Origin of the sequence: Longivirga aurantiaca (assembly GCF_042660085.1) — a bacterium.
Classification (GTDB): Bacteria; Actinomycetota; Actinomycetes; order S36-B12; family CAIYMF01; genus Longivirga; species Longivirga aurantiaca.
This window is the reverse complement of record NZ_JBHSTI010000070.1, coordinates 1-2031: the sequence shown is the minus strand read 5'-3', so window position 1 is coordinate 2031 and position 2031 is coordinate 1. Positions and strand designations below refer to the sequence as shown.

The following is a 2031-nucleotide window of genomic DNA, read 5'->3' as shown; positions in this document are numbered from 1 at the left end:
GCGCCTGCTGGTGATGCTGACGACGACGTCGTTCGTCCTGTCGTACCTGCAGAAGCTGCCCTGCCGGCTCGAGAACTTCGGCGGCGACGGCAACTACTCCAGGCTCTGCTACAGCGACATCCCGCCGCTGTTCGGGGCGCGAGGCTTCGCCGAGGGCCTGTTCCCCTACATCTCCGTCGGCGGCGACCGTCCGCTGGAGTACCCGGTGCTCACGGGCTACTTCATGCAGATCGCGTCGTGGCTCACGGGCACCGACGGCAGCCTGTCGGAACGCACGGTGCAGTTCTTCGACTGGAACGCGCTGCTGCTGTTCGTGTGCCTCATGGTCACGGTGATCGCCACCGCCCTCACGGTGCGCCGCCGTCCGTGGGACGCCGCGATGGTCGCCCTCGCCCCCGCCGGAATCCTGTGCCTTCTCATCAACTGGGACATGCTCGCCGTCGCGCTCACCGCGGTGTCGATGCTGCTGTGGTCGCGGTCCCGACCGGCGCTCGCCGGGGTGCTGCTGGGCCTGGCCGTCGCCGCGAAGTTCTACCCCGTGCTCCTGCTCGGGCCCCTGCTGCTCCTGTGCCTGCGCGCGGGGAAGCTGAAGGAGTACGCCGCGCTCGTCGCGTCCGCGGCCGGCGCCTGGGCAGTCGTGAACGTGCCGATCATGATGGTGAGCTTCGACGGGTGGGCGGAGTTCTACACGTTCTCCAACACGCGCGGCGCCGACTGGGGCTCGATCTGGTACGTCTTCATGGCTATCCAGCACCCCGTGCCCGCCGACATGGTCAACACCCTCGCGATCCTGGCGCTCGGGGTCTTCTGCCTCGGGATCACCTGGCTCGCGGTGGGCGCGCGACGCCGTCCGCGCTTCGCGCAGCTCGCCTTCCTCGTCGTCGCGGCGTTCTGCATCACCAACAAGGTCTACTCGCCGCAGTACGTGCTCTGGCTCATCCCGCTCGCGGTGATGGCCCGCCCGCGCTGGCGCGACTTCCTGATCTGGCAGATCGGCGAGGTGCTCTACTTCGCGGCGATCTGGTACTTCCTGCTCGGCTACGGCAACGACAACAACAAGGCGCTCCCCGAGGGCTGGTACGTCGCGGCGATCCTGCTGCACATCGGTCTCACGCTGTGGTTCGCCGGGATGATCGTGCGCGACATCCTGCGGCCCGAGCACGACCCGGTGCGCACCGACGGACGGCCCGAGCACGAGGACGACCCGGGTGGCGGCGTGCTCGACGGCGCCGACGACTGGCTCGCACCGCGCCGCTCGCACACCGAGCCCGAGCCGGTCGGCGCCCACTCCGGCCTGCACAGCGCGCACGACGACCGCGCCTGACCTGTCACGGACCTCCGCCCCCGTTGCTGTCGCGACGGCACCCGATCTGTCGTGCGTTCACGACGGATCCGGCGGCAGACAGCCCACGCGTCCGACCTACGCTGCGAGCATGACCCCTTCGATCGGCGTGGTCTTCGCGCCCTGGTACCCGCCCGAGCGGCTGCGCGACGCCGCGCGCGCGGCTGAGGAGACCGGCGTCGACCAGCTGTGGCTCTGGGAGGACTGCTTCAAGGAGAGCGGGATCGCCGCAGCGGCAGCCTCCCTGGCGTGGACCGAGCGGCTGACGGTCGCGATCGGCCTCGTGCCGGCGCCGCTGCGCAACGTCGCGCTGCTCGCGATGGAGGTGGCCACCCTCGAGCGGCTGTTCCCCGGCCGGTTCGTGCCGGTGGTCGGGCACGGCGTGCAGAGCTGGATGGCGCAGGTCGGCGGCCGGGTGGAGTCGCCGGTGACGCTGCTGCGCGAGTACGTCGTGGCGCTCGACCAGCTGCTCGCGGGCGAGACCGTGACGACCTCCGGCCGGTACGTGTCGCTCGACGCCGTTGCCCTCGACTGGCCGCCCCAGCAGCCGGTGCCCGTGCTCGGCGGCGGCGTCGGACCACGCACGCTGCAGCTGCTCGGCGAGGTCGCCGGCGGTGTGCTGCTCGACTCGCGGAACTCGCCCAGCGACGTGCGGGCGGCGCTCGAGGTGATCGGCCGCGGAGCCGCGA

The 2031-nt window shown here is 71.1% G+C and carries 2 protein-coding genes; both read left to right on the top strand.

Going from position 1 to position 2031, the window contains the following annotated elements:
- Positions 1 to 1324 (top strand): glycosyltransferase family 87 protein (locus tag ACFQGU_RS17860; protein WP_386769051.1); only part of this gene is annotated, 1324 nt, incomplete at its 5' end.
- Between the two features lie 109 nt (positions 1325 to 1433).
- Positions 1434 to 2031: LLM class flavin-dependent oxidoreductase (locus ACFQGU_RS17855; RefSeq protein WP_386769050.1), on the top strand; the 598-nt coding region annotated here is incomplete at its 3' end.